General features: G+C 64.7%; 1 pseudogene. It reads left to right on the top strand.

The window, feature by feature from the left end:
* Positions 1 to 26: 26 nt before the first annotated feature.
* Positions 27 to 232: pseudogene (locus R2R70_RS23480) on the top strand (DeoR/GlpR transcriptional regulator); the annotation flags it as partial.

Raw genomic sequence — 232 nt, 5'->3', positions numbered from 1 at the left:
ACCCGGCCACAAAGGACCAAAGAGCAATGAAGACTCCCAGCGCCGCCAGAATCGGAAGCCTGCAGGACATTCTGCGCGAAGGCAGCCCTCTGCCACTGCGCGACGCCGCACCGCTATCCGCCGTCTCGCAGATGCCCATTCGTCACGACGTGGCGCACAGCAACGGACTGCCGGAAATCCTGGGTGGCCGCCTGTTGCTGGTCGACTCATCCGCCGCCAGCGTCTATCCCCT

Source organism: Cobetia sp. SIMBA_158, assembly GCF_046566945.1.
In the GTDB taxonomy this organism is placed as follows: domain Bacteria; phylum Pseudomonadota; class Gammaproteobacteria; order Pseudomonadales; family Halomonadaceae; genus Cobetia; species Cobetia amphilecti.
This window is presented reverse-complemented; position numbering and strand designations above follow the sequence as displayed.